This is a genomic window from Acidisoma silvae (genome assembly GCF_020618775.1).
GTDB lineage: Bacteria > Pseudomonadota > Alphaproteobacteria > Acetobacterales > Acetobacteraceae > Acidisoma > Acidisoma silvae.
Map to the genome: position 1 here is coordinate 15,645 of NZ_JAESVB010000005.1, position 24,345 is coordinate 39,989.

At 64.4% G+C, this 24,345-nt stretch carries 27 protein-coding genes; 17 read left to right on the plus strand and 10 right to left on the minus strand.

The features are described from left to right. Position 1: 1 nt before the first annotated feature. Together ASILVAE211_RS12555 and ASILVAE211_RS26330 are read right to left on the minus strand one after the other, a co-directional pair. Positions 2-430 (minus strand): SRPBCC family protein, encoded by a 429-nt coding sequence (locus ASILVAE211_RS12555; protein WP_227321671.1) that lies wholly within the window; start codon positions 428-430, stop codon positions 2-4. Positions 431-567: 137 nt separating this feature from the next. Continuing rightward, positions 568-1,527, minus strand: coding sequence for an FUSC family protein (locus ASILVAE211_RS26330; RefSeq protein WP_227321672.1), 960 nt, complete (start codon positions 1,525-1,527; stop codon positions 568-570). Between the two features lie 28 nt (positions 1,528-1,555). Here ASILVAE211_RS26330 and ASILVAE211_RS12565 point away from each other — a divergent pair, with 28 nt between their 5' ends. The 3 genes from ASILVAE211_RS12565 to ASILVAE211_RS12575 all read left to right on the plus strand — a co-directional run bounded on the left by ASILVAE211_RS12565 (position 1,556) and on the right by ASILVAE211_RS12575 (position 4,870). Then, positions 1,556-2,983 carry a UbiD family decarboxylase gene (locus ASILVAE211_RS12565; RefSeq protein ID WP_227321673.1) on the plus strand — a complete coding sequence of 476 codons (1,428 nt, stop codon included), beginning with the start codon at positions 1,556-1,558 and terminating at the stop codon, positions 2,981-2,983. Between the two features lie 79 nt (positions 2,984-3,062). Beyond that, positions 3,063-3,863 (plus strand): AraC family transcriptional regulator, encoded by an 801-nt coding sequence (locus tag ASILVAE211_RS12570; RefSeq protein WP_227321674.1) that lies wholly within the window; start codon positions 3,063-3,065, stop codon positions 3,861-3,863. Between the two features lie 95 nt (positions 3,864-3,958). After that, entirely contained in the window at positions 3,959-4,870 is a 912-nt protein-coding gene (locus ASILVAE211_RS12575) for a DMT family transporter (RefSeq protein ID WP_227321675.1), read from the plus strand. Between the two features lie 31 nt (positions 4,871-4,901). Here ASILVAE211_RS12575 and ASILVAE211_RS12580 read toward each other — a convergent pair whose 3' ends face one another. Next, entirely contained in the window at positions 4,902-6,089 is a 1,188-nt protein-coding gene (locus ASILVAE211_RS12580) for an MFS transporter (protein WP_227321676.1), read from the minus strand. Positions 6,090-6,510: 421 nt separating this feature from the next. Here ASILVAE211_RS12580 and ASILVAE211_RS12585 point away from each other — a divergent pair, with 421 nt between their 5' ends. After that, positions 6,511-7,059: a cytochrome b gene (locus tag ASILVAE211_RS12585; protein WP_227321677.1), complete on the plus strand. Its 549-nt coding sequence runs from the start codon at positions 6,511-6,513 to the stop codon at positions 7,057-7,059. 41 nt (positions 7,060-7,100) lie between these two features. On the opposite strand, the gene ASILVAE211_RS12590 is transcribed toward ASILVAE211_RS12585, so the two are convergent. Continuing rightward, positions 7,101-8,045 (minus strand): aliphatic sulfonate ABC transporter substrate-binding protein, encoded by a 945-nt coding sequence (locus ASILVAE211_RS12590; RefSeq protein ID WP_227321678.1) that lies wholly within the window; start codon positions 8,043-8,045, stop codon positions 7,101-7,103. 154 nt (positions 8,046-8,199) lie between these two features. Here ASILVAE211_RS12590 and ASILVAE211_RS12595 point away from each other — a divergent pair, with 154 nt between their 5' ends. The 9 genes from ASILVAE211_RS12595 (at position 8,200) to ASILVAE211_RS26010 (ending at position 16,598) form a co-directional block, all read left to right on the plus strand. After that, complete coding sequence (locus tag ASILVAE211_RS12595; RefSeq protein ID WP_227321679.1) at positions 8,200-9,045, plus strand: ABC transporter permease; 846 nt, start codon at positions 8,200-8,202, stop codon at positions 9,043-9,045. Then, positions 9,045-9,803 (plus strand): ABC transporter ATP-binding protein, encoded by a 759-nt coding sequence (locus tag ASILVAE211_RS12600; protein WP_227321680.1) that lies wholly within the window; start codon positions 9,045-9,047, stop codon positions 9,801-9,803. The genes ASILVAE211_RS12595 and ASILVAE211_RS12600 overlap by 1 nt, the downstream gene beginning before the upstream one ends. A gap of 171 nt (positions 9,804-9,974) precedes the next feature. After that, on the plus strand, positions 9,975-10,436 hold the full coding sequence (locus ASILVAE211_RS12605) for a MarR family winged helix-turn-helix transcriptional regulator (protein WP_227321681.1): 462 nt from the start codon (positions 9,975-9,977) through the stop codon (positions 10,434-10,436). Continuing rightward, positions 10,433-12,571: an FUSC family protein gene (locus ASILVAE211_RS12610; RefSeq protein ID WP_227321682.1), complete on the plus strand. Its 2,139-nt coding sequence runs from the start codon at positions 10,433-10,435 to the stop codon at positions 12,569-12,571. Before ASILVAE211_RS12605 ends, ASILVAE211_RS12610 begins: the two co-directional genes overlap by 4 nt. 4 nt (positions 12,572-12,575) lie before the next feature. Beyond that, positions 12,576-12,773 (plus strand): DUF1656 domain-containing protein, encoded by a 198-nt coding sequence (locus ASILVAE211_RS12615; RefSeq protein WP_227321683.1) that lies wholly within the window; start codon positions 12,576-12,578, stop codon positions 12,771-12,773. 10 nt (positions 12,774-12,783) lie between these two features. After that, the gene (locus tag ASILVAE211_RS12620; protein ID WP_227321684.1) at positions 12,784-13,704 is read left to right on the plus strand and encodes an efflux RND transporter periplasmic adaptor subunit; all 921 of its coding nucleotides are present in this window, start codon (positions 12,784-12,786) and stop codon (positions 13,702-13,704) included. A gap of 1 nt (position 13,705) precedes the next feature. Next, the gene (locus tag ASILVAE211_RS12625) at positions 13,706-15,202 is read left to right on the plus strand and encodes an efflux transporter outer membrane subunit (protein WP_227321685.1); all 1,497 of its coding nucleotides are present in this window, start codon (positions 13,706-13,708) and stop codon (positions 15,200-15,202) included. Next, positions 15,193-15,858 carry an MFS transporter gene (locus ASILVAE211_RS26005; protein ID WP_264478848.1) on the plus strand — a complete coding sequence of 222 codons (666 nt, stop codon included), beginning with the start codon at positions 15,193-15,195 and terminating at the stop codon, positions 15,856-15,858. Before ASILVAE211_RS12625 ends, ASILVAE211_RS26005 begins: the two co-directional genes overlap by 10 nt. Further along, positions 15,807-16,598, plus strand: coding sequence for an MFS transporter (locus ASILVAE211_RS26010; protein WP_264478849.1), 792 nt, complete (start codon positions 15,807-15,809; stop codon positions 16,596-16,598). Before ASILVAE211_RS26005 ends, ASILVAE211_RS26010 begins: the two co-directional genes overlap by 52 nt. Here the strand turns inward: ASILVAE211_RS26010 and ASILVAE211_RS12635 are convergent. Both ASILVAE211_RS12635 and ASILVAE211_RS12640 read right to left on the minus strand, forming a co-directional pair. Further along, a complete protein-coding gene (locus tag ASILVAE211_RS12635; protein WP_227321686.1) occupies positions 16,588-17,175 on the minus strand; it encodes a DUF308 domain-containing protein in 588 nt (195 codons plus the stop codon). The two genes, ASILVAE211_RS26010 and ASILVAE211_RS12635, sit on opposite strands and share 11 nt — an antisense overlap. 312 nt (positions 17,176-17,487) lie before the next feature. After that, a complete protein-coding gene (locus ASILVAE211_RS12640; protein WP_227321687.1) occupies positions 17,488-17,928 on the minus strand; it encodes a type II toxin-antitoxin system PemK/MazF family toxin in 441 nt (146 codons plus the stop codon). 99 nt (positions 17,929-18,027) lie between these two features. Between ASILVAE211_RS12640 and ASILVAE211_RS12645 the strand changes: the two genes are divergently transcribed. Beyond that, entirely contained in the window at positions 18,028-18,609 is a 582-nt protein-coding gene (locus ASILVAE211_RS12645; RefSeq protein ID WP_227321688.1) for a TetR/AcrR family transcriptional regulator, read from the plus strand. On the opposite strand, the gene ASILVAE211_RS12650 is transcribed toward ASILVAE211_RS12645, so the two are convergent. Beyond that, the gene (locus ASILVAE211_RS12650) at positions 18,606-19,853 is read right to left on the minus strand and encodes a class I SAM-dependent methyltransferase (protein WP_227321689.1); all 1,248 of its coding nucleotides are present in this window, start codon (positions 19,851-19,853) and stop codon (positions 18,606-18,608) included. The two genes, ASILVAE211_RS12645 and ASILVAE211_RS12650, sit on opposite strands and share 4 nt — an antisense overlap. A gap of 100 nt (positions 19,854-19,953) precedes the next feature. On the opposite strand from ASILVAE211_RS12650, the gene ASILVAE211_RS12655 reads away from it, so the two are divergent. Then, on the plus strand, positions 19,954-20,445 hold the full coding sequence (locus ASILVAE211_RS12655) for an invasion associated locus B family protein (protein WP_227321690.1): 492 nt from the start codon (positions 19,954-19,956) through the stop codon (positions 20,443-20,445). Between the two features lie 62 nt (positions 20,446-20,507). Further along, complete coding sequence (gene rlmN / locus ASILVAE211_RS12660; RefSeq protein ID WP_227321992.1) at positions 20,508-21,689, plus strand: 23S rRNA (adenine(2503)-C(2))-methyltransferase RlmN; 1,182 nt, start codon at positions 20,508-20,510, stop codon at positions 21,687-21,689. A gap of 121 nt (positions 21,690-21,810) precedes the next feature. Here rlmN and ASILVAE211_RS12665 read toward each other — a convergent pair whose 3' ends face one another. Together ASILVAE211_RS12665 and ASILVAE211_RS12670 are read right to left on the minus strand one after the other, a co-directional pair. Beyond that, positions 21,811-22,302 carry a copper chaperone PCu(A)C gene (locus ASILVAE211_RS12665; protein ID WP_227321691.1) on the minus strand — a complete coding sequence of 164 codons (492 nt, stop codon included), beginning with the start codon at positions 22,300-22,302 and terminating at the stop codon, positions 21,811-21,813. A gap of 17 nt (positions 22,303-22,319) precedes the next feature. Further along, complete coding sequence (locus ASILVAE211_RS12670) at positions 22,320-23,078, minus strand: GolD/DthD family dehydrogenase (RefSeq protein ID WP_227321692.1); 759 nt, start codon at positions 23,076-23,078, stop codon at positions 22,320-22,322. Between the two features lie 181 nt (positions 23,079-23,259). On the opposite strand from ASILVAE211_RS12670, the gene ASILVAE211_RS12675 reads away from it, so the two are divergent. Beyond that, positions 23,260-23,841 (plus strand): chalcone isomerase family protein, encoded by a 582-nt coding sequence (locus ASILVAE211_RS12675; RefSeq protein ID WP_227321693.1) that lies wholly within the window; start codon positions 23,260-23,262, stop codon positions 23,839-23,841. 15 nt (positions 23,842-23,856) lie between these two features. Here ASILVAE211_RS12675 and ASILVAE211_RS12680 read toward each other — a convergent pair whose 3' ends face one another. Beyond that, positions 23,857-24,234, minus strand: a complete 378-nt coding sequence (locus ASILVAE211_RS12680) for a VOC family protein (RefSeq protein ID WP_227321694.1) — start codon at positions 24,232-24,234, stop codon at positions 23,857-23,859. Between the last annotated feature and the right edge of the window lie 111 nt (positions 24,235-24,345).

A 24,345-nucleotide genomic window follows, 5' to 3' on the forward strand; every position in this document is an offset into this window, starting at 1 on the left:
TTCAGGAGAAAGCCGGATCGGCTTTGCCTGAATGGACAAATTCCCGCAGGTGATCCATCAGGGCGCCCCAGATCGTATTGCACTTGATGAAGTTCGCTTCATCATGTGGCCAGCCGCCATGCGTTACGCGCACCAACGTGCGGCTGTCATCCTTGGCTGTCAGCGTGAAATCCGCCGTGGTACCCACGGCATCGCCTGGGCCTTTGGTACAGGTCCAAAGGATTTCGCTGGTCGTGCTGATGTCGATGCGCCAGCAGAAATCGGGCCTGCCCGCGTAATGCAGAGTCCAGATGGAGCCGACCGCACCGCTGCCGTCAACGGAAGGCGTGTTCCATCCCTTCAAGCCTGATGCGGTGCTGAGCGCCGCGTATACCGCGTCGACCGAGGCGGAAATAGAGATTTCATGCTTCAGCGCGTGTGCAACGGTCATGACGCTCTTCCTTATTTACGCTGATACTGGTCCAGGTTGTCGATATAACGCAAGCGCAATGCCTGCCGCACAATCGTCCAAGTGATGAACTGCAAGCGTTTTAATCAAACCGCCACGGCGACGATTTAGGCCCCTGTTCATGTCCCGGGCGCCCATTTCGACAGCGCCACCCGGCCGGCAACAATCACCAGCAGAGCGATGACGATGCCGATGCCGGCCTCGACCACCCGCGTGGTCAGCAACGGTCCCCAGGGCAGGCCACGGCCGATATTGCTCATGCCGATGGCCAGGGGCGTGAAGAACAGCAGCGCGATCGCATAGCTCCGCGCGACGAAAACCTCAGCAATGGCCTGGCATATGACGATGACGGAGATCAAAGCCAGCGGCCCCGGCGATGCCGAAAAAAGCAAGGCAGCCAGGCCGACGCCGCCGGCGGTGCCGAGCGCCAGACGGCCGGTTCGCCGCAGCGCATCCGCCGATAATAGTGCCGGGATCAGGGCCGTCACGATCAGCGCCGCCCAATAGGGATGGCCGATCTTCAGCGCGAGGGACAGAAGCCAGGCAGACATTACGCCGATGGCCGCCATCATAATGGCAATCGCATGCCGTCTTTTATCGAGGGCGTCAGTCCCCGCCGCAGTGCGCTGTCGTAAACGACGATGCCAGGGCTGCGCCATTCTGGAATTTTCGATTTCCAGCAGGGTGAGAATAATCGAGATGAGCGCTCCACCAGTACTAGTGCCGATGACCAGGGGCAGCTCCGTCGGCTTCAAGGGCAATCCTGCAATCACCAACAGTGACAGAACAAAGAATATTTCACCGCGCGGCATCCATCCCATCACCGCGCCCAGGCTTCCAGCGAGCAAAACAACAGCCAAAAGCATTAATGCCAGCAGCCAGGACGGCCCAAGCATGGCCGAAAAAATTGCAGCCGCCGCGATGGTCAACACGAGACTGGCCCCCACCGCGAGCTGCGTTTCCAATCTTGTCTCGGCAGGCTCACTATGACCGTAGAGTGACGTCAACGCCCCGAAAGCCGCGAAAACTTCAAGGTCCAGCCGGCCGACGCAATAGATAAAATATAGCGGAATCCCCACGGACAGTCCCACGCGGATCGCGGCTCTGATGTCTTGCGACTTTACGTTGGCGGAAAAATTTCGCATTAATCCTGCACCAGAACGAAGACGGGGACGGAAATTGCCCTACCAGGACTTGAGAGCTTTCCTAACGGTTCTAAAACAGTCCGGGGAACTCGTCGATATCGAGAGACCAATCTCTCTTACATACGACGTCGGAAAAGCTTTGGCGAAAGCAAGCGCCGTGGAAGGGCCGGCTCTGCTATTCAATAAGACAGAAAGCGCGTTTCCGCTTGTCGCCGGTCTTTATGGCACGCGCAAACGGGCGCTGATTGCCTTCGAGGCAACGGAATCTTCGATTCACGAAAAAGTGACGAAGGCCATTGATAACCCAATTGGCCCGCTCGACTTTGTAGGCCCCCCGCCCTGCCAGGAGATCGTGCTCCTGGGCGACGATATCGACCTGACAAAACTGCCGGTTCCCATCTACAGCCCCAAGGATGGCGGCCCCTATATCACCGCCGGCATCGTCGTGTCGGAGGATGTGGATACCGGCATTCCCGATATCGGCAATTACCGCTTTCAGCTGCACGGCCCGCGGGTGCTCGGCTTGTTTTCCGCATCGAACCATCGTTTCGGAAAAAACATCGCCAAAGCGCTTGCGCGGAATGTCCCGCTGCATGGCGCGATCGTCATCGGCGTCGATCCGATGACAATATTCGCCTGTCAGGTTCAGGCCGGGGATGCGTCGAATGACTGGTTCATTGCGGGCGGCCTTCGCGGCGCCCCGGTCGAGCTTGCAAAGACGATCAGCGGCAATCTGAAAGTTCCGGCCTATGCCGAGTTCGTCATCGAATTCACGGTCGATTCCGACGATCAGCGCATCGAAGGGCCGCTCGGCGAATATACCGGCTATTACACGCCGGCTTCGCTCAAGCCGACCGCGAAGGTGACAGCCATCACCCATCGCCGGGGCGGAATCTTCCAGGGCCTGCTGACGGGCAAGCCGATTACGGAAAATCACATCCTCAAGCAGATTCCCTTCGAGGCCTCGATCCTGCGGCAGCTTCAGGCGCAATTCCCGACGATTGCGGATATCGCCATCACCAATTCCGGCGGGGTCCAGGCCTATGTGGTCATCGCCATGACGCCGCGCTACGAGGGAGAGGCCCGGCACGCCATCCTGGCCGCCATGGCTTCCAATCTTCATCCGAAATGGGTCGTCGTTGTTGATCCGGACGTCGATATTCGCAAATCCGCCGAGGTCGAGTGGGCGATGTCATTCCGGGTGAAGCCGCGCGAGGACGTCTTCATCATCGACCGGACAGCGACGGCACCGCTCGACCCTTATACGGATGGCGGCTATTCCGGTTCGGTCGGCATCGACGCGACCCGGCCCTATGGCGTCGAATTTCCCGAAGTCTCGGAAGTTCCGGACTGGCGGAGGTTTGACCTGCCCGAAATCGACAGGCCCTGACCCTGCCAGCGGGGGCAGATGGTCTGCCCCCTGATAAAAGGCAGGCTTTTGGGCGCAAGCCGGGCTAGATACGGCGATTGTGGAAGCCGCATCCTTCAAACGCCCGTTCAAGACGCTGCCGATAGAGACGATGGCCGCGCATTATGTGCAGCGGTCCTTCAAGCCGCACGCGCATGAGGAATATCTCATCGGCGTCATTACCGCCGGCGTTCACACCGTCTGGTGCCGGGGGGAGCAGCGCTACGTTTCCGGCGGCACGGTCGTCACCATGCATCCGGGCGACGTGCATCACGGCGGGGCCGGAGATGCCGGCGGCTGGGTGCAGCGGATGGTCTATATCGGGGAAGAGACGCTGCGTGGGCTGCTGAGCGACGGCCGGCCATCCACCCCCAGTTTCAGGACGCCCGTTCACACGGCCTCAGGTCTGGCCGCGCGCCTGGCGCGTCTGCACGACGCCATGCATCGGTCACCTCTCGCCCTGCCGCGCGACACTGCCCTGATCGGCCTGGCTGCGTTGCTGAAACCCATGGCCGGAGGCGTCGCCGCGCCCTCCCCGATTCATGACCCGCCGGATGCGCGGGTGCAGCGCATGATCGACTATCTGCATGCCCATCCGGCGGAGGATATCGGGCTCGACGCCCTCGGCGCCCTTGCGGGTCTCGGGCGCCGGCATACGATCGACGTCTTCAAGCGCCGGGTCGGGCTGCCGCCACATGCCTATCATCTCGGCCTGAAGGTGCGGCTGGTGCAGACGCTGCTGCGTCAGGGCGTGACACCGGCGCAGGCGGCGGCCGATGCCGGCTTCGCGGACCAGAGCCATATGACGCGGCACTTCCTGTCCATCGTCGGCACCACGCCGGCCGCTTTTGCGCGTGCCTGACCCGGGCCGCGCTTTCGTTCTAGAGCCCAGCCCACTCGCCCGGTAGCTGACGCCATGCGCCCTGACGGGCGATGGCCAGGATCGGGATCAAAGACATGATGGCGGCAGAACAGGGGCGGCGAATAAGCCGGGCGATAGGCTGGGCCGATCTGGCTTTGCTCGGTATCGCCGTGGTCTGGGGGGCCAGCTATCCTGTCACCAAGATCGCGCTGGCCTATGCCACTGTCCTTACCCTGATCCTGTATCGCTTCGCGCTGACCGGACTGCTGATGAGCGCGCTGTCCTGGCGCGATCTGGCCGCGATCTCCCGCGCCGACCTCGCCAAAGGCATTCTGCTCGGCGGCATCCTGTTTTCCATCTTTTCGGCCGAGGTGGCGGGCGTCGCCCTGGCCAGCGCCACCCATGCGGCGCTGATCATCTCGCTCTGCACCCTGTTCACGCCGCTGCTGGACTACGGGCTGGCGAAGCGCCTGCCACCGCGCGGCATTCTGGCCGGGGCCGTTTTGGCCTGCGCCGGCGTCGCCCTGCTTGTCGGCGGCCTGGCCTCCTGGTCCGCCGGCGATGGCCTGCTGCTGCTGGCGGCCGGGCTGCGCGCCGTGATGGTCGTCACCACCAAGCGGACGATGGCGGGCAGCCGGCTGTCCTCGAAGGCTTTGACGGCCTTGCAGGCCAATACCGTGAGCGTGCTGACCTTGGCGCTGTTGCTGGCCTTGCCCGGGCCGGCCGCCATTCTGATCACAGCGCCGCCGCGCTTCTGGATCAGCACCGGCTTCCTGTCTATCTTCTGCACGGTTCTGGCCTTCTATGTGCAGAATGCCATGGTGCGCCGGACCAGCCCCACCCGCGTGGCGCTGCTGATGGGCACCGAGCCGCTGTTTGGTTTCGCACTGGCCCATCTGCTGATCGCGGAGCCCGTCACGGCCACGACATCGGCCGGCGCGGCGCTGATTCTGCTCGGCACATTCCTGGGCATTCAGGCCGAGGCGGGTGCCACCAGACAGGAGTGACGATGGGCCGGCTGAGCGGCGACTTCGCTTGTCAGTTCAACGTCTGGCGCAAGCGCGGCGCCGGGCGGGCGAGCGCCAAAGCGCTGACCGCGCAGAGGCAGAATACCAGGATCACGGCGCCCACCAGCCCCATGGCATTGCCGACGAAACCTGAAATCAAAACGCTGGCGGCCGCAAAGCCATAGGTGATGGCGGAGTAAAGCGAGGCGAGCGACCCCTGCACGACAGGTCTTGTCCCCCGCGTCAGCACCACCAGGGCCAGGCGGTAGGAAACGCCCGCGCCGACGCCCAGCGCGCAGAGCCCAAGAATGGCGAGACCTGGCCAATGGATCTCCGAAGCGCCGAAGGTTGCCAGGACACCGGCGGCAATCAGCACCATGCCGGAAAAGCCGGGTACCAGCCGCGTCAATGCGGGGCTGGCCAATTGCCCGCCGGCGCTGGCGATGAGGAAAATGATCAGACCGCAGCTTTGCACAAGCGGCATCCGCATGACGTGAAAATAGGTCGGCACCCAAACCACCGTCAGGCTCAGCGTCGCCCAGGACAGGCAGCCGACGCCCACGGGCAGCTTATGCCGCGCCAGATGCGCGAAAACCTGGGACATCGGCACCGGATTGCTGCGCACATGCAGCATCTGCGTGTTGTCCGCGCGACGCAAAAGCAGAACCGCCACAACAGGAATCAGCATCAGGAGACAGATCAGCGCATGGGCCGAAGGGGTCAGCCGCATCGCATGGTTACCGATGAGGGAGACGCAGAGTTGCGACAGCCCCGTGCCAAAGACAGCGCCGATCAAATTGCCGGTCGCCGAAATCGCGCGGCCGCGCGCACCGAGGGCTGCCACCACCAGCGCAGAGGCCGAACCGGTGCCGAGCGCGCCACCAATACCGGTCAGCGCGCGCCCGGCGAAAATGCCGAGGCGCGATACGGAGCTCAGACAAAGATCGGCGCCCGCGCAGGTCACCAAGGCCGCGCAGAGCAGAATGGGGGCCCAGCGGATCAGCGCCGGGCGCGTCAGCACCAGCAGGCCCAGGACCAGCGGCGCCACATAGGTGACGAAGGTGATGGTCATCAACAGCGGCGTCAGGTGCAGCGCATTGCGGTAGAGCGGCATCAGCGGACTGGTGAGATTGCTGCCCGCCAGCAGAAGCGCGAAGGTCACGGCGATCAGGACGCCTTGCACGTAATCTTGCCGGGCTTCCAGTTTAAGTTCAGTCACGACCGATCCGCTTCCATGCTGCGCTACGCGCAAGGGTCTTATCGGCCCGCCTCCGTCAGGAGAACCCCCAATCAGGGCAAGCATCGTCCTGGTCAAGGATCAGCGCGCGATCAGTGCGATCGCTGCGGCGCGCGTTGCCCGGTTGTGACTAACGCATCGTCATCCCCGCGTAGGCTGGGATCTTCTGACTTGGCGCAACAACAGGAAGAAGATACCCGCTTTCGCGGGTATGACGGCTTGCGGCGACAGTCTCGTGGAGACTGAGAAGCCTAAGGCCCTCTCCCGGTGCGCGACAAAGCAGAGCGGCCCTGTGCCCCAGGACGATGGCGCGGCGAAGCCCGCACCATCCAAAATTTTCCGGCGACCAGAATAAAAACGGCGCCCACGTGTTAAGCCCGGACAAACAGTTGGGAATGCCTTCTTGTCCTTGGATCTTGTCACCCAAACACCGGTCGTCCGGCATTATGACCCTGTCACCCGCTGGCTGCACTGGCTGATGGCGGTGCAGATCATCGCCCAGTTCGTTCTCGCCCTGGTCTGGGACGATGTCGGGAAAGACCTGGGCCATAGTCTGGTGCGGCTGCATGTCTCGCTCGGCGTCTGCCTGATCGCCACGCTTGTCTTTCGCATTCTCTGGCGCAGCCTGTGGATGCGGCGGCCGACCGAGACCTTGCCGCGCGCCCAGGCCGGAATCGCCCATGGCATTCATCATCTGCTGTACACGATGATGGTGGTGGAACTGGTGGCTGGCCTGTCAAAGCGCTGGGATCGGGGCCGCACGGTGGATGTCTTCGGGCTGCTGCATATCCCCTCGCCCTTCGCCTATGCCCCGGCGCTGCGCCCCATCATCTCCTTCACCCATGAATGGCTGGCCTGGGCCATCATCGTCATCGCCGCCGGCCACGGGCTGATGGCGGTCTATCATCAGCTTGTGCTGCGCGACGGCGTGCTGCGGCGCATGACCGGCTGAGGCCGGCGCATCAACGGCGCCGGCGACCCATCACGCCGTCCTCAGCCCTTCCAGGCGTTGTCGGTGACGGTGATCTTCTTCGGCACCAGGCCGAGACTGAAGAAGGTATCGGCGATCTTCTGCTGGTCGGCGAAGATTTCCGGCGTCATCGGCGCCAGGCCATAGCCCATACGCGGCAGGGCCTTCTGCAATACGGGGATCGGAATGCCGGTTGCCGGCCCGATGGTCGCCGCCGCCGCCGCCGGATTGGCCTGCACCTTCTTCTCCTCCGCCAGAACCGCATCCAGCAGCGTATGGATGACCGCCGGATTGGCTTCGGCGAAGCTGCGATTGGCCAAGAAGAACTGGTGGTTCGGCACCACGCCGGTGCCGTCCGCCAGCAGACGCCCGCCGGTCAGTTCGGCCGCCGCGAAGAGCGGATCCCAGCCGCACCAGGCATCGACGCTGCCCGCGCGGAACGCGGCGAAAGCATCCGGCGGCGACAGATAGCTGATATTGACCTCGGACGGCCTCAGCCCGGCCTTCAGCAGCAGCGCCACGAGGCAGTAATGCGCGTTGGAGCCCTTGGTCGTAATCACGTGCTTGCCGCGTAGTTCCGCGACGCTCTTCACCGTGCTGCCGGGCGGCACCACGATGCCTTCCCCCTGCGGCGCGGCTGGGTCAGCCGCCAGATAGACGAAGGGCGTGCCGGCGGCCTGGGCGAAGACCGGCGGCGTCTCACCGGTAATGCCGAAGGAGATGGCGCCCGCGTTCATCGCCTCCAAAAGCGGCGGGCCGGCGAGGAATTCACTCCACTGAACCGTGAAACCCTGCGGCGCCAGCAGTTTGTCCAGCGTGCCGGCTGCCTTCAGCAGCAGCAGCGTTCCGTATTTCTGGTAGCCGATATGGAGAACCTTATCAGCGGCTTGGGCCGGATTCCGGGCGGTAACGAGCCCGGCGGCGGCGAGCGCCGGCACCGTGGCGAGAAGGGATCTGCGGGAGATCATCGGGCTGTCCTGCGATGGTGATGGCGAGTTTTACGCAGGTGCAGCATACCGCACCCGCTTGGAACCAGTGGTATTTGAACTATCTCAACTTCGTCAATCGTGCATATAATTGTTTAACAGGTTTGTTCCACAGTTCCGTCAGAGGTAATTTACTATGGCCAGCGCAGCCGTTTCCGCCGCGCGCCCACAACAGCGTGCGGCATCGTTCAATAGCGGCGCGTTCCTCACGCAGGCGCATCGCTTCACCATGCCCGTGCTGATCCTGATCGTCTGGCAGGCGCTGGATTCCTTCCATCTCATCAATAGCCGCCTGATGCCCTCGCCTGTCATGGTGGCGGAATCCTTCTGGCAGCTGCTGGTGACCGGGCAGCTTCTGGGCAATCTCTGGGCCTCTCTCGTGCGTGTCGGCATCGGCCTTGGCATCGGCGTGGTGCTCGGCACCGGTTTCGGCGTCTTCGCGGGCCTCTCGCGCCTGGGCGAGGATACCGTGGATTCGACCCTGCAAATGGTCCGCACCCTGCCGCATCTGGCGCTGATCCCGCTGTTCATCCTGTGGTTCGGCATCGGCGAGACGCCGAAGATTGCGCTCATCGCGCTCGGCGCCCTGTTCCCGATCTACCTCAACCTCTTCGCCGGCATCCGCTCGGTGGACCGCAAGATCATCGAAGCGGCTTCGACGCTGAACCTGACCCATGCCGAAATCATCTGGAACGTGGTGCTGCCGGGCGCGCTGCCGCAATTCCTGGTTGGCCTGCGCTATTCGGTCGGCATCGCCTGGCTGACGCTGGTTGTCGCCGAACAGGTCAATGCCAATAGCGGCATCGGCTATCTGGTGATGAATGCGCGCGACTTCCTGGAAACCGACGTTATCTTCGTCGGCCTCATCATCTATGCGCTGCTGGGCCTGATCACCGATCAGATGGTCCGCATCATCGAGCGCCGCGCGCTCGCCTGGCGGCCAAGCTTTGTGGGTACGCAGTCCAATCGGGGGGCCTTGTGATGACCGCTATCGAAACCCGCGCCCCGGTTCTGGATAGCCCCCGGGTTACGACGGCCGAATCCGCCGTCAGCATTCGCGGCCTGACCCGCAGCTTCGGCGGCCCGGCGATCCTGAACAATCTGGACCTGGAACTGGAAGCCGGCAGCTTTACCGTGCTGCTGGGCCGGTCGGGCTCCGGCAAGTCCACCCTGCTGCGCACGCTGGCCGGGCTCGATACCGCGCCGGCCGGCACGGTTTCGGTGCCGCGCGAACGCGCCGTGGTGTTTCAGGAGCCGCGCCTGCTGCCGTGGAAGCGCGTGTGGCGCAATGTGGCACTCGGACTGCGCGACGGCGATCCCCGCGCCCAGGCCAGCGCGGCGCTGGACGAACTGGGCCTGTCCCATCGGCTGGACGCCTGGCCGCTGACACTGTCGGGTGGCGAGGCGCAGCGCGTGGCCCTGGCCCGCGCCTTGGTGCGCCGGCCGAAGCTGATGCTGCTGGACGAGCCCTTCGCGGCGCTGGACGCGCTGACGCGCATGCGCATGCAGGCGCTTGTCGCCAAGCTGTGGCAGCAGCATGACCTGACGGTGCTGCTGGTGACGCATGACGTGGACGAGGCGCTGCTGCTGGGCGACCGCGCGGTGGTGCTGATCGACGGCCAGATCGGCGCCGATATTCCGATCAATCTCGAACGCCCGCGCCGCCACGGCGACCCGGACTTCATCCGCCTGCGCCAGCAACTGCTAGCGACGCTCGGCGTGGACGAAGTCGCCGGCTGATCGCGGCCGACGGCACGACTGAACGCAAAAACGGCGAGCCCATGCGGCTCGCCGTTTTCATGTTCAGGCCAGAACCGGCCGCGCAACCCTGCTCACATTTCCGTGCCTAGCTAATTGTTAGGACGCTAACTATAAGCGTCACAGTTAGTTCGGTTCATTATCGGGGATGGGATGCGCGCTACCGAATTCGGTCGGCTGATCTATCGGATATCCGTCGCCTGGCGGCGGGAGATCGACGTCCGCGTGCGCGATTTCGGCCTGACGGAAGCGACATGGCGTCCCCTGCTCTATCTCGGCCGCCTGGGTGACGGGCAGCGCCAGACCGACCTTGCCGCCGCGCTGATGATCGAGGCGGCGTCCCTGGTGCGGCTGGTGGATGCGCTGGAACGCGCCGGCCTTGCCGAGCGTGTCGAAGACCCGGACGACCGCCGTTCCAAACGCATCACCATGACGGAACAGGGCCGCGCGATTTACGCGCAGGTCGATACGATCCATCAGGGCCTGGCTGAAAACTTCGTCCGCGATATCGCGCCCGAGGATATGGCGATCTGCGCCTCTGTCCTCGAGCGCATCGAGCTTGCCATCGACGCGCAATCCGACCGGCTCACCATCGACGAAAGCGAACCGGCGTGAGCGCGGGATTGGCGCCCGCCCGCAGCGCACAGCGCTTCGGCTCGGCCTGGAACGGTCTCGGTCAGGCGCTGCGTCTGTCGCCGGCCCATGCCTATGTGCTTCGCACCGTGCTGGCCATGGCGATTGCCTTCTACGCGGCGCTGTGGCTGCAACTGGCGACCCCGGCCTCCTCCGCCGTGACGGTGATGATCGTCGCCAATCTGTCGCGCGGCGGCATCGTCTCGAAAGGCGTATGGCGTATCTTCGGCACCCTGACCGGTGCAGTGGCGGCCGTCGTCATTATGGCCTGGTTCGGCCAATCCTCGATTCTGTTCATCGTCGCCTTTGGCTTCTGGCTAGGTCTCTGCACCTTCGCTTCCAGCATGTTTCGGCATTTCCGCGCCTATGGCGCGGTGCTGTCCGGCTATACCGTGGCGCTGATCGCCATCGGCGCCATCCCGAAACCCGACCATGTTCTGGACTACGCCCTGGCGCGCCTTGCGGTGGTGACGCTTGGCGTCGTCGTCTCCACCCTCGTCACCATGATCTTCCAGGCGACGGTCACGACGGATTCCATGCGCGTCCGGTCGCGCGCCGCGCTGCGCGGTGTCGCCAATCTGCTGCTGAGCCGCGCCGACGGCACGCCGATGGACGACCCGGCTTTCGTGGCCGAGCGCACGCGTCTGGCGGGGGAGATCGAGCGGCTGGACGAGGCCATCGAATTCGCCGGCGCCGAAGCGCCGGACGTCAGCCGCCATGCCGCAAGCCTGCGCCGGGGCCTGGCTGCCTTGTATGCGGCCCTGCTCTCGGTCTCGGTCGCCGGGCAGTCCCTCAATACCCTGGCCGGGATCGAGACCGCGCGGCGCCGGGAAGCGGCGGAGCAGAATACCGACCTGGACGATCATGCCATCGTCGAACGGGTGCGCGGCCTGCTGCGGGAGGTTGCGGCCTATGACCCGCATACCGACCAGGACAGCGTCGTGATGGCCGAAAAGATCGCCGCGATTGCGCGCGAAGTGACGGCATTGCAATCGGCCGTGGTCACGCTGGACGAGGCGACCACGCTGGCGCGCATCCATCAGGAGCTGGAACAGCTTTATGACTGCATGGCGCCCTTCGCCAATTGGCGGGCGCGGCAGCGGCCCTATCATCGCGGCGGTACCCTCACCGCTTTCAAGGATTACGGCACGGCACGGCGCAATGGCACCCGCAGCATGATCGCCGTCGTGCTCGGCGGGCTGTTCGCCTATGTCACGGCCTGGCCGCAGGGCCCGACCCTGCTGCTGATCCTGGCCGCGTCCTGCGCGCTGCTATCCGGCGCGCCCAGCGCGGCGGCGGCCAGCCTGCAATTCGCCAAGGGCATCACGCTCTCGACCGTCGTCGCCTTTATCTGGGAATTCTGCGTCCTGCCGCATCTGAACGGCTATCCGATGCTGTTCCTGAGCATCACGCCGGTTCTGCTGGTCGCTGTCTATTACACGATCATTCCCAAATACGGACTGATGGCGCTCGGCTTCGTCATCTTCTTCATCACCCAGCTGAACCTGGCCGATCTGATGACCTATGACATCCTGTCCTTCGCCAATGGCGGTATCGCCTTCGTGCTGGGCGCCTGGGGCACGGTTCTGGTCTTCCGGGTGATCCTGCCGCCCAATCCGATGCGCGACGCAAGCTACCTGACCCGCCGCATCCGCCGCGCGGCCGAGCAATTGATCGCGCGCAGCGCCCATCCGCAGCGTCGGCGCGACTGGCTGGGCTGGCTGGTGACCTATAATCAGGCGATGCAGCGCCTGTTCCTGCGCCTTCAGGTCAATCCCGGTCTTCGCAACCGCTCCATCGGCGATAGCGGCGCGCTGCTGATCGTGACGCAGGAGGCCATTCGTTTGCAGTCCCTGCTGCGCGGCATGACCCTGCCTGCGGCCGAAGCGGCAGAGACCACCCTTGCTCTGCGCAACCTGACCTGCCTGCGCCAGCCGCGCCGGGCGGCGGCCAGCGCCGAGAAGGCCAGCGCAAGCCTGGCCGCGCTGCATGCCGCGGCCACCGAGCCCAGGCCCGGCCTGTTGCGGGTGGCGGCGGGCTTCCGCACCATCGCCGCGCTGATGCCGCAGGTTGAACATCTTCTCGCGCTTGAAGCGCCTTTGCCGAAGGACGCGTGACGGCATGTTTTCGGAAGCCCAGATCGACAGCATTCTTTACGCGCCGATCGTTCTCTACTGCATCCTGGGTGCGATCATCTTCGTCCCGGTTCGTTTCATTCTGGGCAGGCTGCGGGTGTTTTCCTTCGTCTGGCACCCTGCCCTTTTCGAAGTTGCTCTGTATTTCATCATCACCGGCGCCATCGTGCTGCTAGCCGCCTGACCGGGACATCATGACTGTCATCCTCCGCCTTATCCGCTTTCTGATCACGCTCGCGATCCTGGCCGTTGCGGTCTTCATCGTCGTGCAATTGTGGAACGTCTATATGCTGGCGCCCTGGACGCGCGACGGGCGCGTTTTCGCCCAGACCGTGGTGGTGGCGCCTGAAGTCTCCGGCACCGTCGTCGCCATGCCGCTGCGCGACAATGAAACGGTGCAGAAGGGGCAATTGCTGTATCAGATCGACAAAAGCCGCTTCCAGATCGCGCTGGATCAAGCGCAGGCCCAGCTTTCCGCCGCCCAGTTGCAGGAAAAGAAGGCGCAGGATGACGTGGCGCGCCGGCGCGGCCTCAGCGGGCTGATTTCGAAGGAAGACGTCGCCAATACCGATATCGCCTCGGCCATTGCGTCCGCCGATGTCAGCGGCGCGCAGGCCGCCGTCGATCTCGCCAAGCTCAATCTGGTGCGGTCCACAATCTATGCGCCGGTCACCGGCGTCGTCAGCCATCTGCGCTTGCAGGCCGGCGATTTCGCGACCGCCGGTCACCCGGATGTGGCGCTGATCGATACCGGGTCTTTCAAGATCATCGGCTATTTCGAAGAGACCAAGATTTCCAAGATCCATGTCGGCGATGCCGCCAGCATCAAGCTGATGGGCTTTCCCGACCGCCTGACCGGCCATGTCAGCAGCATCGGCCTCGGCATCGCCAATCAGAACGATGCCGCCAATCCGAACGGCCTGCCCGAAATCAACCCGGTTTTCGACTGGGTGCGGCTGGCCCAGCGCATTCCGGTCTATATCGCCATCGACCACCTGCCTGCCGGCGTGGTGCTGGCATCGGGCATGACCTGCTCGGTCAATGTCGGGCGCGAAGTTCCGGCCCAGCACGGTTTTGTCGGCCGCGTGCAGCGCTGGCTTGAGGATAATCTGTAAGATGCGCCGCCCCTCCTTCTCCCTGAAAGGGGTTCTGGCGCTGCCGCTGGCAAGCCTGCTGGCGGCCTGCACGGTCGGGCCCAACTTTTCCAAGCCGAAGCTGGACCTGCCGCCGCAATTCACGGAAAAGGCCGCGACACCGACCGATATCGCGCTGACCGACGCCCAGCTGACGCATTGGTGGCAATCCTTCGACGACCCGGTGCTGGACCAGCTGATCGACCAGGCGATTGCCGGCAATATCGACCTTCAGATCGCCCGCCAGCATCTGTTGCAGGCGCGTGAGGACAAGGTGCAGGCCGAGGCCGGAGATTTGCCGACGGTCGATTTCGGCGCCAGCTATACCCGCGCGCGGTCGAGCACGACGCTGACCTGGCCGCCCGGCACCGGCAATTACCACTATTCCCAGATCGGCTTCGATGCGAGCTGGGAGCTGGATATTTTCGGAGAGACACGGCGCGCGACGGAAGCCGCGACCTATGACGTGAACGCCTCCATCGCCAACCGCCGCGCCCTGCTTGTCAGCCTGCTGTCGGAAGTCGCGGTCGACTACACAACGTTGCGGGCCGCCCAGGCGCGGCTTGCCATCGCGGAAAGCAATCTGCACACGGCTCAGGCGATTGCGAATTATTCCGCGCAACTGGAAGCCCAGGGCATCGGCACCACCGTCGAAGCCCTTCAGGCCAAGGCCCAGGTGGAACAGACGCAATCCACCCTGCCCGCGCTGCGGGCTGACGTCGCCGTCATGGCGCACGCCATCGCCGTCCTGCTCGGCCGTTATCCGGGCGATCTGGAACCCATGCTGAGCCAGCCGCGCCCGCTGATGGCGACACCGGCGACGATCCCGGTTTCGGTTCCGGCCGATGTCATCGCGAACCGGCCGGACGTCCATGGCGCGCTGATGGATTACGCGGCGGCGAATGCCGAAATCGGCGTGGCGGTGGCGGACGAGCTGCCGCATTTCACCATCCCGCTGACTATCACGCCGCAGTCCAGCGCCATGAACACGCTGTTTTCCGGTGCGTCCATGACCTTCATCGCGGCCATCGAGGGCACGCAGCATCTGTATGAGGGCGGCAAGCTCGACGCCAAGATCCGGCAGGCGCGCGACAACGCGCAAGCGGCGCAGCTGAGCTATAAAGAGACCGTTCTCTCGGCCTTGCAGCAGGTGGAAGACGCGCTGGTGCATGTGCAGAGCGACCGCGAGGCCAATGCCTCCCTCGCCGCGTCCGTTGCCGACGCGCAGAAGGCGCTTGATCAATCGACCCAGCTTTATCACGCCGGGCTTCAGGATTTCCTGACTGTTCTGACCAATGAACGCACGGTCTTCGCCTCCCGCGATGCGCTGGCCGAAAGCGATGCCGCACTCGTGACCGATTATATCGCCCTATACAAGGCGCTGGGCGGCGGCTGGCAGCATGTGGAGCTTGACCCGCCGGACGTGAAGGCGATGATCGCGCAAGCGGCGGCGCAACGACGCAAGGGCGGATGGTTTTGACGGCAGGCTTCTCGACCGCGATCCCACAGGACGGGCTGGACCAGCCGCAGCGCTTCTGGGCGGTACTCGCGGTCGCGCTCGGCCTCGTCATGGCCGTGCTGGACGGCGCGATTGCCAATGTCGCGCTGCCGACGATCGCGACCGATGTGCATGCCAGCGCCCATGACAGCGTCTCGATCATCAATGCCTATCAGATCGCCGTCATGATGCTGCTGCTGCCCTTCGCTTCGCTCGGCGAAATCCTGGGCTATAAGCGCGTCTTTCTGGGCGGCATCGTGCTGTTCACCTGCGCCTCCCTCGGCTGCGCGCTATCCATGACGCTGGACCAGCTGACCGTCGCCCGCGTCATCCAGGGCTGCGGTGCGGCCGGGCAGATGAGCGTCTCGGGCGCGCTGATCCGCTACGCCTATCCCCGTGCGAAACTGGGCCAAGGCCTGGCGATCAATGCGCTGGTGGTGGCGGCCTCCACCGCCGCCGCGCCCTCCATCGCCTCCGCCATCCTGGCCGTCGCGCATTGGGAATGGCTTTTCGCCATCAATGTGCCGATCGGCTTTGCCTGTTTCGGGTCGCCTATTGGGCCTTGCCGCTCACCCAGCGCTCCACCATGCGCTACGACCGCGCCAGCGCCTTGCTCTGCGCGCTCAGCGTGGGGGTAGGGATGTTCGGCATCATGGACCTGTCCCACGGTACCACCTGGCAGCGCGGCTTGGTGGAGGTCGTCATCGGCCTCGTCTCCGGCGTCTTCCTCGTGCGCCGGCAATTGACGCGGGCCGAGCCGCTGCTGCCGATCGACCTGCTGCGCATCCCGCTGTTCCGCCTGTCGATCATGACCTCGGTCTTCTCCTTCTGCGCGCAGCTTCTGGCCTTCATCGCCATCCCCTTCTACGTGCAGGACATGCTCGGCCGCAGCGAGGTGATGACCGGCCTGCTGATGACGCCCTGGCCCCTGATGGTGATGATCGCGGCGCCCATTGCCGGGCGGCTGTCGGACCATTTTCCGGCGGGACTGCTGGGCGGCATCGGCCTTGGCTGCTACGCGCTCGGCCTGGGGCTGACGGCGCTGCTGCCCGCGCATCCGGAGAACTGGGACATCTGCTGGCGCCTTGGCATTTGCGGCGCCGGCTTCGGCCTGTTCCAGGCGCCCAATAACCGGGCGATCCTGGGGTCCGCCCCGCGCCATCGCTCGGGCGGCGCCAATGGCATGCTGGGCATGGCCCGACTGACGGGCCAGACCCTGGGCGCCACGCTTTGCGCCACCGTCTTCAAGCTGTTTCCGCATCACGGGCAGATGCCGGTCGCCATGGGGCTGGCCTGCCTGCTTGCGGTCATCGGCATGACGATCAGCCTGCTGCGGCTGCGCCTGCCGGGCAGCGTGCCGAATACGGTCAAGAGCTGAGGGCTGTCTTCCGGCGCGCGTCGCTCACGACCAGCCAAAGCGCGGAAACCAGGAAGTAGAAGGCGCCGAAGGCGGCATAGGGCGCGACCGTGACGATGCCGAGGGGCGCCGTGCCATGGGCCATCTTCACGAAGAAGAATCCGGCGAGCGCGGACTGCGCGCCGCTAAGGATCATGGCCCATTGCGCGCCTGCGGTTTTCCAGCGCCGCGCGCCGGTCAGCAGTTGGAACAGGCCCGACAATGCGGCCCAGACGCCGAAGACGGTGATGACGCTGCTGATGCCGCGCCCAAGGGCGACGACCACGGCAATCGCGGTCAGCAGGCTGACGGCGACATTCAGCATCTGGCTCGGGTTGCGGCGCAGCCCGCCGCTGCGGCCGGCATCGATCACATTGGCCAGGGCATCCCAGGCCGGATAGGCCACGAGCATGACGGCGGCGATGGGCGGCATGGTTTTGGCCAGGGTAAAGGCCAGCGCGACCCACAAGGCCGAGATCGCAAAGCGCAGAAAATAATAGGTTTTAAGCCAGGACGCCGGCGCGGTGGCGGCTTGGGTTTTCACTGTCTCGGTCGGCATGACGATTCCTCGTTTTAAACCTCCCTACCAGAAGGAAGGCATAAACCTACTAGTAGGTAGCTCTGGATGGCGTCAATTGCCTATTTCCGCGCGTCACCCGACTGTGACCAAACTGCTGGCCTGGAGTTTGTCCATGGGAAAGCAAAAGGCGGCCCGAAGACCACCTTTGCGATTGATGCTCTCCGAAGAGGCAACGGTCATCTGCGAAAGACGCCGCAAGTCCGAAAAGCTAAAACCCCGACGCTTGCGCGACGGGGCTTTGACGATCTTGCTATGCGGAATCAATACCGCGACCGCAGATTTGTTACACTCTCATAGCGCAAAAGTCAATCTTCCAAGCTGTAGAGCGTGCAATACCGTTGCGCGCACAGCTTTCAGGTCGGCTGCATCGAGTATCACCGTCGTTCGGCGTCCAGCGACCAGAATTCTGTCTACTCGTTGATTACTGACCGTCGTGATCAAGTCAGATTTCGTCCAGCTATCCTCGATTATGCTCATGCCCGGATATTTGCCCGCCAAGATACGAAAATGATACGCGCGCACGACGGACGGTGGCTTAGTTGACAATGGCACGACAGTTGTGAGTCCGCTCGTGATCGACACGACAATGCAGTGGCGTTCCTTATACATTTCGGGCCGCACCCCAAGCGGGCCGGTCATCACACCAGGCGCCATGATTTGGCGAGGATCGGGGCCAAATTCGACCATGACGACTTGGCCCGGCGGAAGCCGGATGTTGGATGGAATAGACATGCTTGCCCTCCAATACATCGCCAAGCGTATCGATCATCTCCATAGATTGCCAAGAGGCATGAGCTTGCGTTTTAGGCCGTCCTATCAGAAGGTAGGGCCATGAACAGACAGTACAGCGACACGGCCGGCAAGCTGGTGGCGGGCGCCGCCGACCTCATCATGCGCGGGGGCTATAACGGCTTCAGCTATGCCGACCTCGCGGAGCGTTTCGCCATCCGCAAGGCCAGCATTCACCATCATTTTCCGTCGAAAACCGACCTCGTTATCGCGGCCATCGACCAGGCCCGCGCGGCGACGCGGGCGCAGGTGGCGCAGCTCCAGGACGGCACGGTCGATGCGATGGATCAGCTGCTGCGCTATACGGGATTCTGGCAAAGCTGCATCACCGACCAGTCCATGCCCTTCTGTCTGGCCGGCGTGCTGGCCGCCGAATTGCCAAGCCTGCCGCCGGACGTGGCCGCCGCCGTGCGCGGGCATTTTTCTGACCTGGCCGGCTGGATGAAACAGGTGCTGGCACAGGGACGCGCGCAGGGAACGATGCGCTTCGCTGGCACGCCCGGCGAGGAAGCCGAGCGCTTCATCGCCGCCGTCTATGGCGCGATGCTGGCGGCCCGCGCCTTCGATGACCCCGCCCGGTTCGGTGCCATCCTTGCGCCCTGCGTGGACAGGCTGCGCGCCTAGTCTTTCGGCGCGGCCAGCAGCACGCGGTTGACGGGTTCCAGCGCCGCAAAGGTCTCGGCCCAGGCGCGGCGGAATTTCTCGGCCCCCATGCCGCGCTCGGCAAAGAGCGCCGCCAGATCGGCGACCGTCTTCTCCCCGTCGATGGCGTGCAGAATGGCCGGCGCCTGCGGCGGCAGGCTGACGGGCGCGCGCAGCCCGTCGAACAGGAAAGGCAGCTGGCCGTTGGGCAGGATGGATTTCACCAGTTCCGATCCCGGCACTTCGCGCATCACCGGTACGGCCGTATCGACCATGGGGTCTGCGCGCGTCACCGGTTCGGCTGCGCGCCGGCAATAGGCGATATGGACGCTCATATTGCCCGTCAGGCTCTCGGCCAGCGCCGCCTGATCGGTGGACGACAGCGCCGCCGCGCGGGCGCGCAGTTTCGGGTCCGGCAGCCAGGTGGCGGGGTTGTAGCGCATCGGCTCCATGAAGGCCGAAACCTCCATCCCGGCCGTGCCGAGGAGCGCCGCGAAGTCGGACACCGTGAAGGCGCGGTCACGCGGGTTGAGCAGCAGGTCGTACAGCCCGGCATCGCCGCCTGAAATGTGATCCGAGAAATTGCGGTTGAAGCGCAGCCAATTGCTTTCCGGCAGATGGCGCATGACGCGCTTGCCGACCTCGATCCGCGCCGCCGGACTTTGGTCGGGCGGGGCCAGCAAAGCCAGCGCTTCCTGCACCATATAGACGCCGGTGCGGCCATGCGGCGCATAGACCATCAGCCCCATGCCGCCGCCCGGCGCCAGCACGCCTTCCAAAGCTGCCAGGCCGGCCGAGGGCTCGGGCAGATGATGCAGCACGCCGCAGCAATCGATGTAGTCAAAGGGCCCCAGGCCCAGCGTCGGCAGGTCGAGAATCGACCCCTGCACCCAGTCGATATTGGTGAGCCCGCGCGCTTCTGCCCTGGCTTTGGCGATCCGCATGGCGGCCTGGGAGCGGTCCAGATAGGTGACGCGACCCGCATTGCCCCGCCGGGACAAGTGGGTTGCCAGCATGATGGTGCCGTCACCGGTGCCGCCGCCAGCCACCAGCGCCCGCAGCGGCTGGGATTGCGGCCGCCGCGCGCCAAAGACCCAATAGTCGATTTCCCGTATATGCGACGGGCTGCCGACGATGAGGCGCTTGGCCTCCTCCTTCGGGTCGCGGGCCGGATAGGGATAGGCCTCGTATTGGGCGGCGAGCTGGGCGTCGGTGCTGTCGGTCATGCCCGCCGCTTTAAAGACTCCGGCGCGCGCTGGCGAGACATGCGGCGCATGTCGCAAGCTTCACTTGCGAAGCGGCCGCCCCGTCCCTTATCCCGTCACCATGCGCAAGATCCTCATCACCGTATCGACCCTGATGGCCCTCTCCGCTCCGGCTTTCGCCGCGGAGACCGGCAGTGGCCCCACCTCGCTCGGCGTCTTCTCGGACTGGACGGCGGCATCCCTGCCCGCGTCCCATGTCTGCTACGCCTTCACGCGCGCCATCGGCAGCGCCAAGACGGCGACGGCGGCCATGATCATCGTCACCGAACGCCCGACCTCGCGCGATGAAGTGGTCGTCAATGCGACCCATGATTTCCCGGCCAAGACCGAAGTCGCGGTCCAGGTCGACGATCAGGACGCGATGTCCTTCTATACCGCCGGCCCGCACGCCTTTTCCCGCGATGGCCGCGCGACCGTCATCGCCATGCAGAAGGGCAATGGCGCCAGCGCCGCCTGGGCGACCAAAACCGAGAAGAAGCATAGCGAGAAGTTCTCGCTGGCCGGCTTCAGCGCCGCCTATGGCGCCATTGTGAAGGCTTGTCCCGCGAAGTGAATGCCATTCAGCCCCTGAAGACACAGACCCAGCCAGAAGCCGGCACGCCTTTCGTCGGCGCCATGCCGGAAGATGCCGCGCGCATCATGGCCAAGGCCGCGCTGTTTGCGCCGCCGCCCGCACGCATGGCGGACGGACGGCGCGAGCTGGTGGGCCTGTCGCGTGAGGAACTGGCCGAGGTCGTGCGCGACATCGGCGAAGCGCCCTTCCGCGCCAAGCAGATCTGGCACTGGATCTATCATCAGGGCGAGACCGATTTCAGCAAGATGTCCAGCATGGCGAAGCCCATGCGGGACAAGCTGGCCGAGCATTTCGTCGTCGGCCGCCCGCAGGCGGCGGTCGTGCAGACCAGCACGGATGAAACCCGCAAATTCCTGTTCCGCTTCCGCGACGGGCAGGAAGCCGAGACCGTCTATATCCCTGACCCGGAGCAGGATCGCGGCGCGGTCTGCATCTCCTCCCAGGTCGGCTGCACCTTGTCCTGTTCCTTCTGCCATACCGGCACCCAGCGCCTGATGCGCAATCTGGGATCGGCCGAGATCGTCGGCCAGTTCATGGCCGCCCGCGACAGCTATAACGAATGGCCGAGCCCCAAGGGCGAGACGCCGCGCCTGCTCTCCACCATCGTGCTGATGGGCATGGGCGAGCCGCTGTATAATTACGAGAATGTCGCCAAGGCGATGAAGATCGTCATGGACGGGGAAGGCATCGCCCTGTCCCGCCGCCGCATCACGCTGTCCACCAGCGGCGTCGTGCCGATGATGGACCGCGCGGGCGCGGAACTGGGCGTCAATCTGGCCGTGTCGCTCCATGCCGTGCGGGATGACCTGCGCGACGAACTGGTGCCGCTGAACCGCAAATACCCGATCAAAGAGGTGATTGCCGCCTGCCACCGCTATCCGCCAGCGTCGAACGCCCGGCGCATCACCTTCGAATATGTCATGCTGAAGGGCGTGAACGACAGCGAGGCCGATGCGCGCGAACTGGTGCGGCTGATTGCCGGCCTGCCGGCCAAGGTGAACCTGATCCCGTTCAATCCCTGGCCGGGCAGCAAGTATGAGACGAGTTCCCGCAACGCCATCCATCGCTTCGCCAATATCGTGATGGACGCGGGCTATGCCTCCCCCATTCGCACGCCGCGCGGGCAGGATATTCTGGCGGCCTGCGGCCAGTTGAAGACGGAGACCGTTCTGTCCCGCCGCCGCGCCGCGTCGGACAGCGAAACGGCGGCGGCCGAGGTTTAGTTTTTCACAAGGACCGTCATCCCCGTGCTTGTCACGGGGATCTTCTTTGCGGTCGCAAAAGCAAGAAGATCCCGGCTCAAGGCCGGGATGACGCGACTATGCCATCACATCACGGCGTCTTTTAAGGCGCCGCCATCTTCATGCCCGGCATCGCGCCGGCCGGCGGCACATAGGTCATGGGCTGCACGGTGACGGTGACGGTGATCTTGCCGGCATGGGCGAAGGTCAGCGTCAGCGGAAAGGTCTCCCCCACCGCGAGCGGATGGGTCAGCCCGTCCAGCATGATGTGATAGCCGTCCGGCGACAGCGCCAGCGGCTGCGCCGCACGCACCGGCAGGGTCGCTACCGGGTCCATCACCATCAGCCCGTTCACCGAATGGCTCAGATGCAGGCTGGCGGATTGCGCGATGGGCGTTTCGGCGGAAATGAGGCTGTCGGCCGCGCCGCTATCGGTGACGGTCAGATAGACGACCGCCGGAATGGTCGCGATGGACGTGACGCGCGACCAGGCGCCGGTCACGGCGATACCGGGTGGGTCAGCGGCCAGAGCCGGGATTGTCATGGCCAGCGACAGGAACCCTGCCGCCATCGAAACCCCAAGCCCAAGCCGCATCCAGCGCTCCTGTGTCGTCAGGTGATCGTATAGCCGCCGTCGATCACCAGATTTTCGCCGTTGATCATACCCGCCACCCGGCTGACCAGATAGAGCACGGCATGGGCGATTTCCTCGGCCTCGCCGAAGCGGCCGACCGGGATCTTGGCGCGGAACTTGTCGCCGCGCTCGCCCACCCAGGTCATCTTGCCCATGGGCGTGTTGATGACGGTGGGGGAAATGGTGTTGCTGGTAATGCCCTTCGGCCCCCATTCCAGCGCCAGAACCTTGCTCATGCCGATGATGGCGGCCTTGCTGGCGCCATAGGCGACATGATCGTCCAGCGCCACGAGTGCGGCCTGCGACGCCATGCTGACGACGCGGCCATAGCCGCGCTCGATCATATGGCGGCCGACTTCGCGGGAAAACAGGAAGGGCGCGCGGAGATTGACGCTCATCGTCAGATCCCAGACCTCATTGGTCAGTTCCGCCGCCGGGGCGATGACGCCGACGCCGACATTATTGACCAGGATATCGATACGCCCGGTGCGGGCGATGATCTCGGCCACCGTCGCTTCCACGGCCGCCGCGTCGCGCACATCGACAACGAGGCCGAAACCGTCCTGCCCCAGCCCGGCCGCGACCGTGGTGACCTCGGGATTCGAATCGACCAGGACGATTCGCGCCCCCTGCTCGGCCAGCAGCGTCGCGATAGAGAGGCCGATTCCCCGCGCGCCACCGGTCACAAGAGCCACCTGGCCCGACAGATCATAGGCCGCGTTCACCGCTTTCGGCATTTTGACGTCTCCCGATATTCTCGTTCTTGGACAGCACGATAGCCGTGCTTTGCCCGACTATCCCATGGCACCGCGCCGCCGCCAAGCGGGCGTCCTTCAGTCGATGCTGCGTTGAAAAACCGGCCGACATGTCGGACAATGGGCCTAGTGGCTGCCAAACTTACCAGGATAACGCGAAACCTTGGCTCTTCGATCAGCGACCCTTCTGCGCTCTATGGCTCTGGCCGGCTGCCTGTTCGCAGCGCAGAACCGCGCGCATGCGGCCGAACTGGCCGGCGTGCAGATGCCGGACCACAAGGTCGTCGACGGCGTGCCGCTGACGCTGAACGGCATGGCGCTGCGGACCTATTCCGTACTCGGCATCCATATCTTCGTCGCCGGCCTGTTCCTGAGCGAACCGAGCCATGATGCCGATGAAATCATGGCCTCGCCCGAGCCCAAGCTGCTGCGTTTCGTGTTTCTACATGATGTCGATGCCGAACAGGGACGCAAATCCTGGGTCAGGTCGCTGAACGACAATTGCCAGGCGCCCTGCCACCTGCCCAGCGACGAGGTCGCCAAGTTCCTGGCCAGCGTGCCGCCGATGAACAAGGGCGACACGGTCGATATCCGCTTCGACAACCGGGGGATCGATTTCACCGTCAATGGCCGCAGCCTGGGCGAGGTCACCGACCCGCTGCTGGCCCATGTGATTTTGCGCGGCTATATCGGTCCGGAAGCCAACCCCGCCACGGTGCGCGACGGGATCCTAGGGCTAAACTGACCCCGCCGAGGCAGGCTAATTCGCGCCGATGCGGAAGACGCAGAGCTTGTTGCCTTCCGGGTCACGAAAATAGGCGCCGTAAAAGCCGTCCGGGTCGTCATCCCGCAGACCCGGCTTGCCTTCGCAACGACAGCCGAGCTCTAGCGCCTTGGCGTGAATGTCATGCACGGCGGCGCGCGACGGCACATCCAGCGCAATCATGGCGCCGTTGCCGACAACCGCCCTTTCCCCATCAGCCGGCTGCAAAATCCCGAATTCCATGATGCCACGGCCGTAGAAAACACCGCGTTCGATGGCGGCGACGCGCGTGGCGCCGATCATGCCAAGCAGTTCGTCGTAGAAGGCCGTCGCCTTGTCCAGGTCATTCGTTCCGAAGGTGGCGTAGATCGGCATTTTTGTCTCCGGTCGTGTTTTTGGCGCGAAGGCGGCAGTGTCGGTCATCGGCCGGCGGCTGTCCAGGGATGATGACCTGGCAACAATCTGGCCAAAAAAAATCCCGCCAGA

Coding starts and splice junctions, on each gene's coding strand:
- ASILVAE211_RS12555 (WP_227321671.1), bottom strand. CDS start 430: ATGACCGTTGCACACGCGCTGAAGCATGAAATCTCTATTTCCGCCTCG.
- ASILVAE211_RS12565 (WP_227321673.1), top strand. CDS start 1,556: ATGTCTTGCGACTTTACGTTGGCGGAAAAATTTCGCATTAATCCTGCA.
- ASILVAE211_RS12575 (WP_227321675.1), top strand. CDS start 3,959: ATGATGGCGGCAGAACAGGGGCGGCGAATAAGCCGGGCGATAGGCTGG.
- ASILVAE211_RS12590 (WP_227321678.1), bottom strand. CDS start 8,045: ATGATCTCCCGCAGATCCCTTCTCGCCACGGTGCCGGCGCTCGCCGCC.
- ASILVAE211_RS12595 (WP_227321679.1), top strand. CDS start 8,200: ATGGCCAGCGCAGCCGTTTCCGCCGCGCGCCCACAACAGCGTGCGGCA.
- ASILVAE211_RS12600 (WP_227321680.1), top strand. CDS start 9,045: ATGACCGCTATCGAAACCCGCGCCCCGGTTCTGGATAGCCCCCGGGTT.
- ASILVAE211_RS12605 (WP_227321681.1), top strand. CDS start 9,975: ATGCGCGCTACCGAATTCGGTCGGCTGATCTATCGGATATCCGTCGCC.
- ASILVAE211_RS12615 (WP_227321683.1), top strand. CDS start 12,576: ATGTTTTCGGAAGCCCAGATCGACAGCATTCTTTACGCGCCGATCGTT.
- ASILVAE211_RS12620 (WP_227321684.1), top strand. CDS start 12,784: ATGACTGTCATCCTCCGCCTTATCCGCTTTCTGATCACGCTCGCGATC.
- ASILVAE211_RS12625 (WP_227321685.1), top strand. CDS start 13,706: ATGCGCCGCCCCTCCTTCTCCCTGAAAGGGGTTCTGGCGCTGCCGCTG.
- ASILVAE211_RS26005 (WP_264478848.1), top strand. CDS start 15,193: ATGGTTTTGACGGCAGGCTTCTCGACCGCGATCCCACAGGACGGGCTG.
- ASILVAE211_RS26010 (WP_264478849.1), top strand. CDS start 15,807: ATGCGCTACGACCGCGCCAGCGCCTTGCTCTGCGCGCTCAGCGTGGGG.
- ASILVAE211_RS12635 (WP_227321686.1), bottom strand. CDS start 17,175: ATGCCGACCGAGACAGTGAAAACCCAAGCCGCCACCGCGCCGGCGTCC.
- ASILVAE211_RS12640 (WP_227321687.1), bottom strand. CDS start 17,928: ATGTCTATTCCATCCAACATCCGGCTTCCGCCGGGCCAAGTCGTCATG.
- ASILVAE211_RS12645 (WP_227321688.1), top strand. CDS start 18,028: ATGAACAGACAGTACAGCGACACGGCCGGCAAGCTGGTGGCGGGCGCC.
- ASILVAE211_RS12650 (WP_227321689.1), bottom strand. CDS start 19,853: ATGACCGACAGCACCGACGCCCAGCTCGCCGCCCAATACGAGGCCTAT.
- ASILVAE211_RS12655 (WP_227321690.1), top strand. CDS start 19,954: ATGCGCAAGATCCTCATCACCGTATCGACCCTGATGGCCCTCTCCGCT.
- rlmN (WP_227321992.1), top strand. CDS start 20,508: ATGCCGGAAGATGCCGCGCGCATCATGGCCAAGGCCGCGCTGTTTGCG.
- ASILVAE211_RS12665 (WP_227321691.1), bottom strand. CDS start 22,302: ATGCGGCTTGGGCTTGGGGTTTCGATGGCGGCAGGGTTCCTGTCGCTG.
- ASILVAE211_RS12670 (WP_227321692.1), bottom strand. CDS start 23,078: ATGCCGAAAGCGGTGAACGCGGCCTATGATCTGTCGGGCCAGGTGGCT.
- ASILVAE211_RS12680 (WP_227321694.1), bottom strand. CDS start 24,234: ATGCCGATCTACGCCACCTTCGGAACGAATGACCTGGACAAGGCGACG.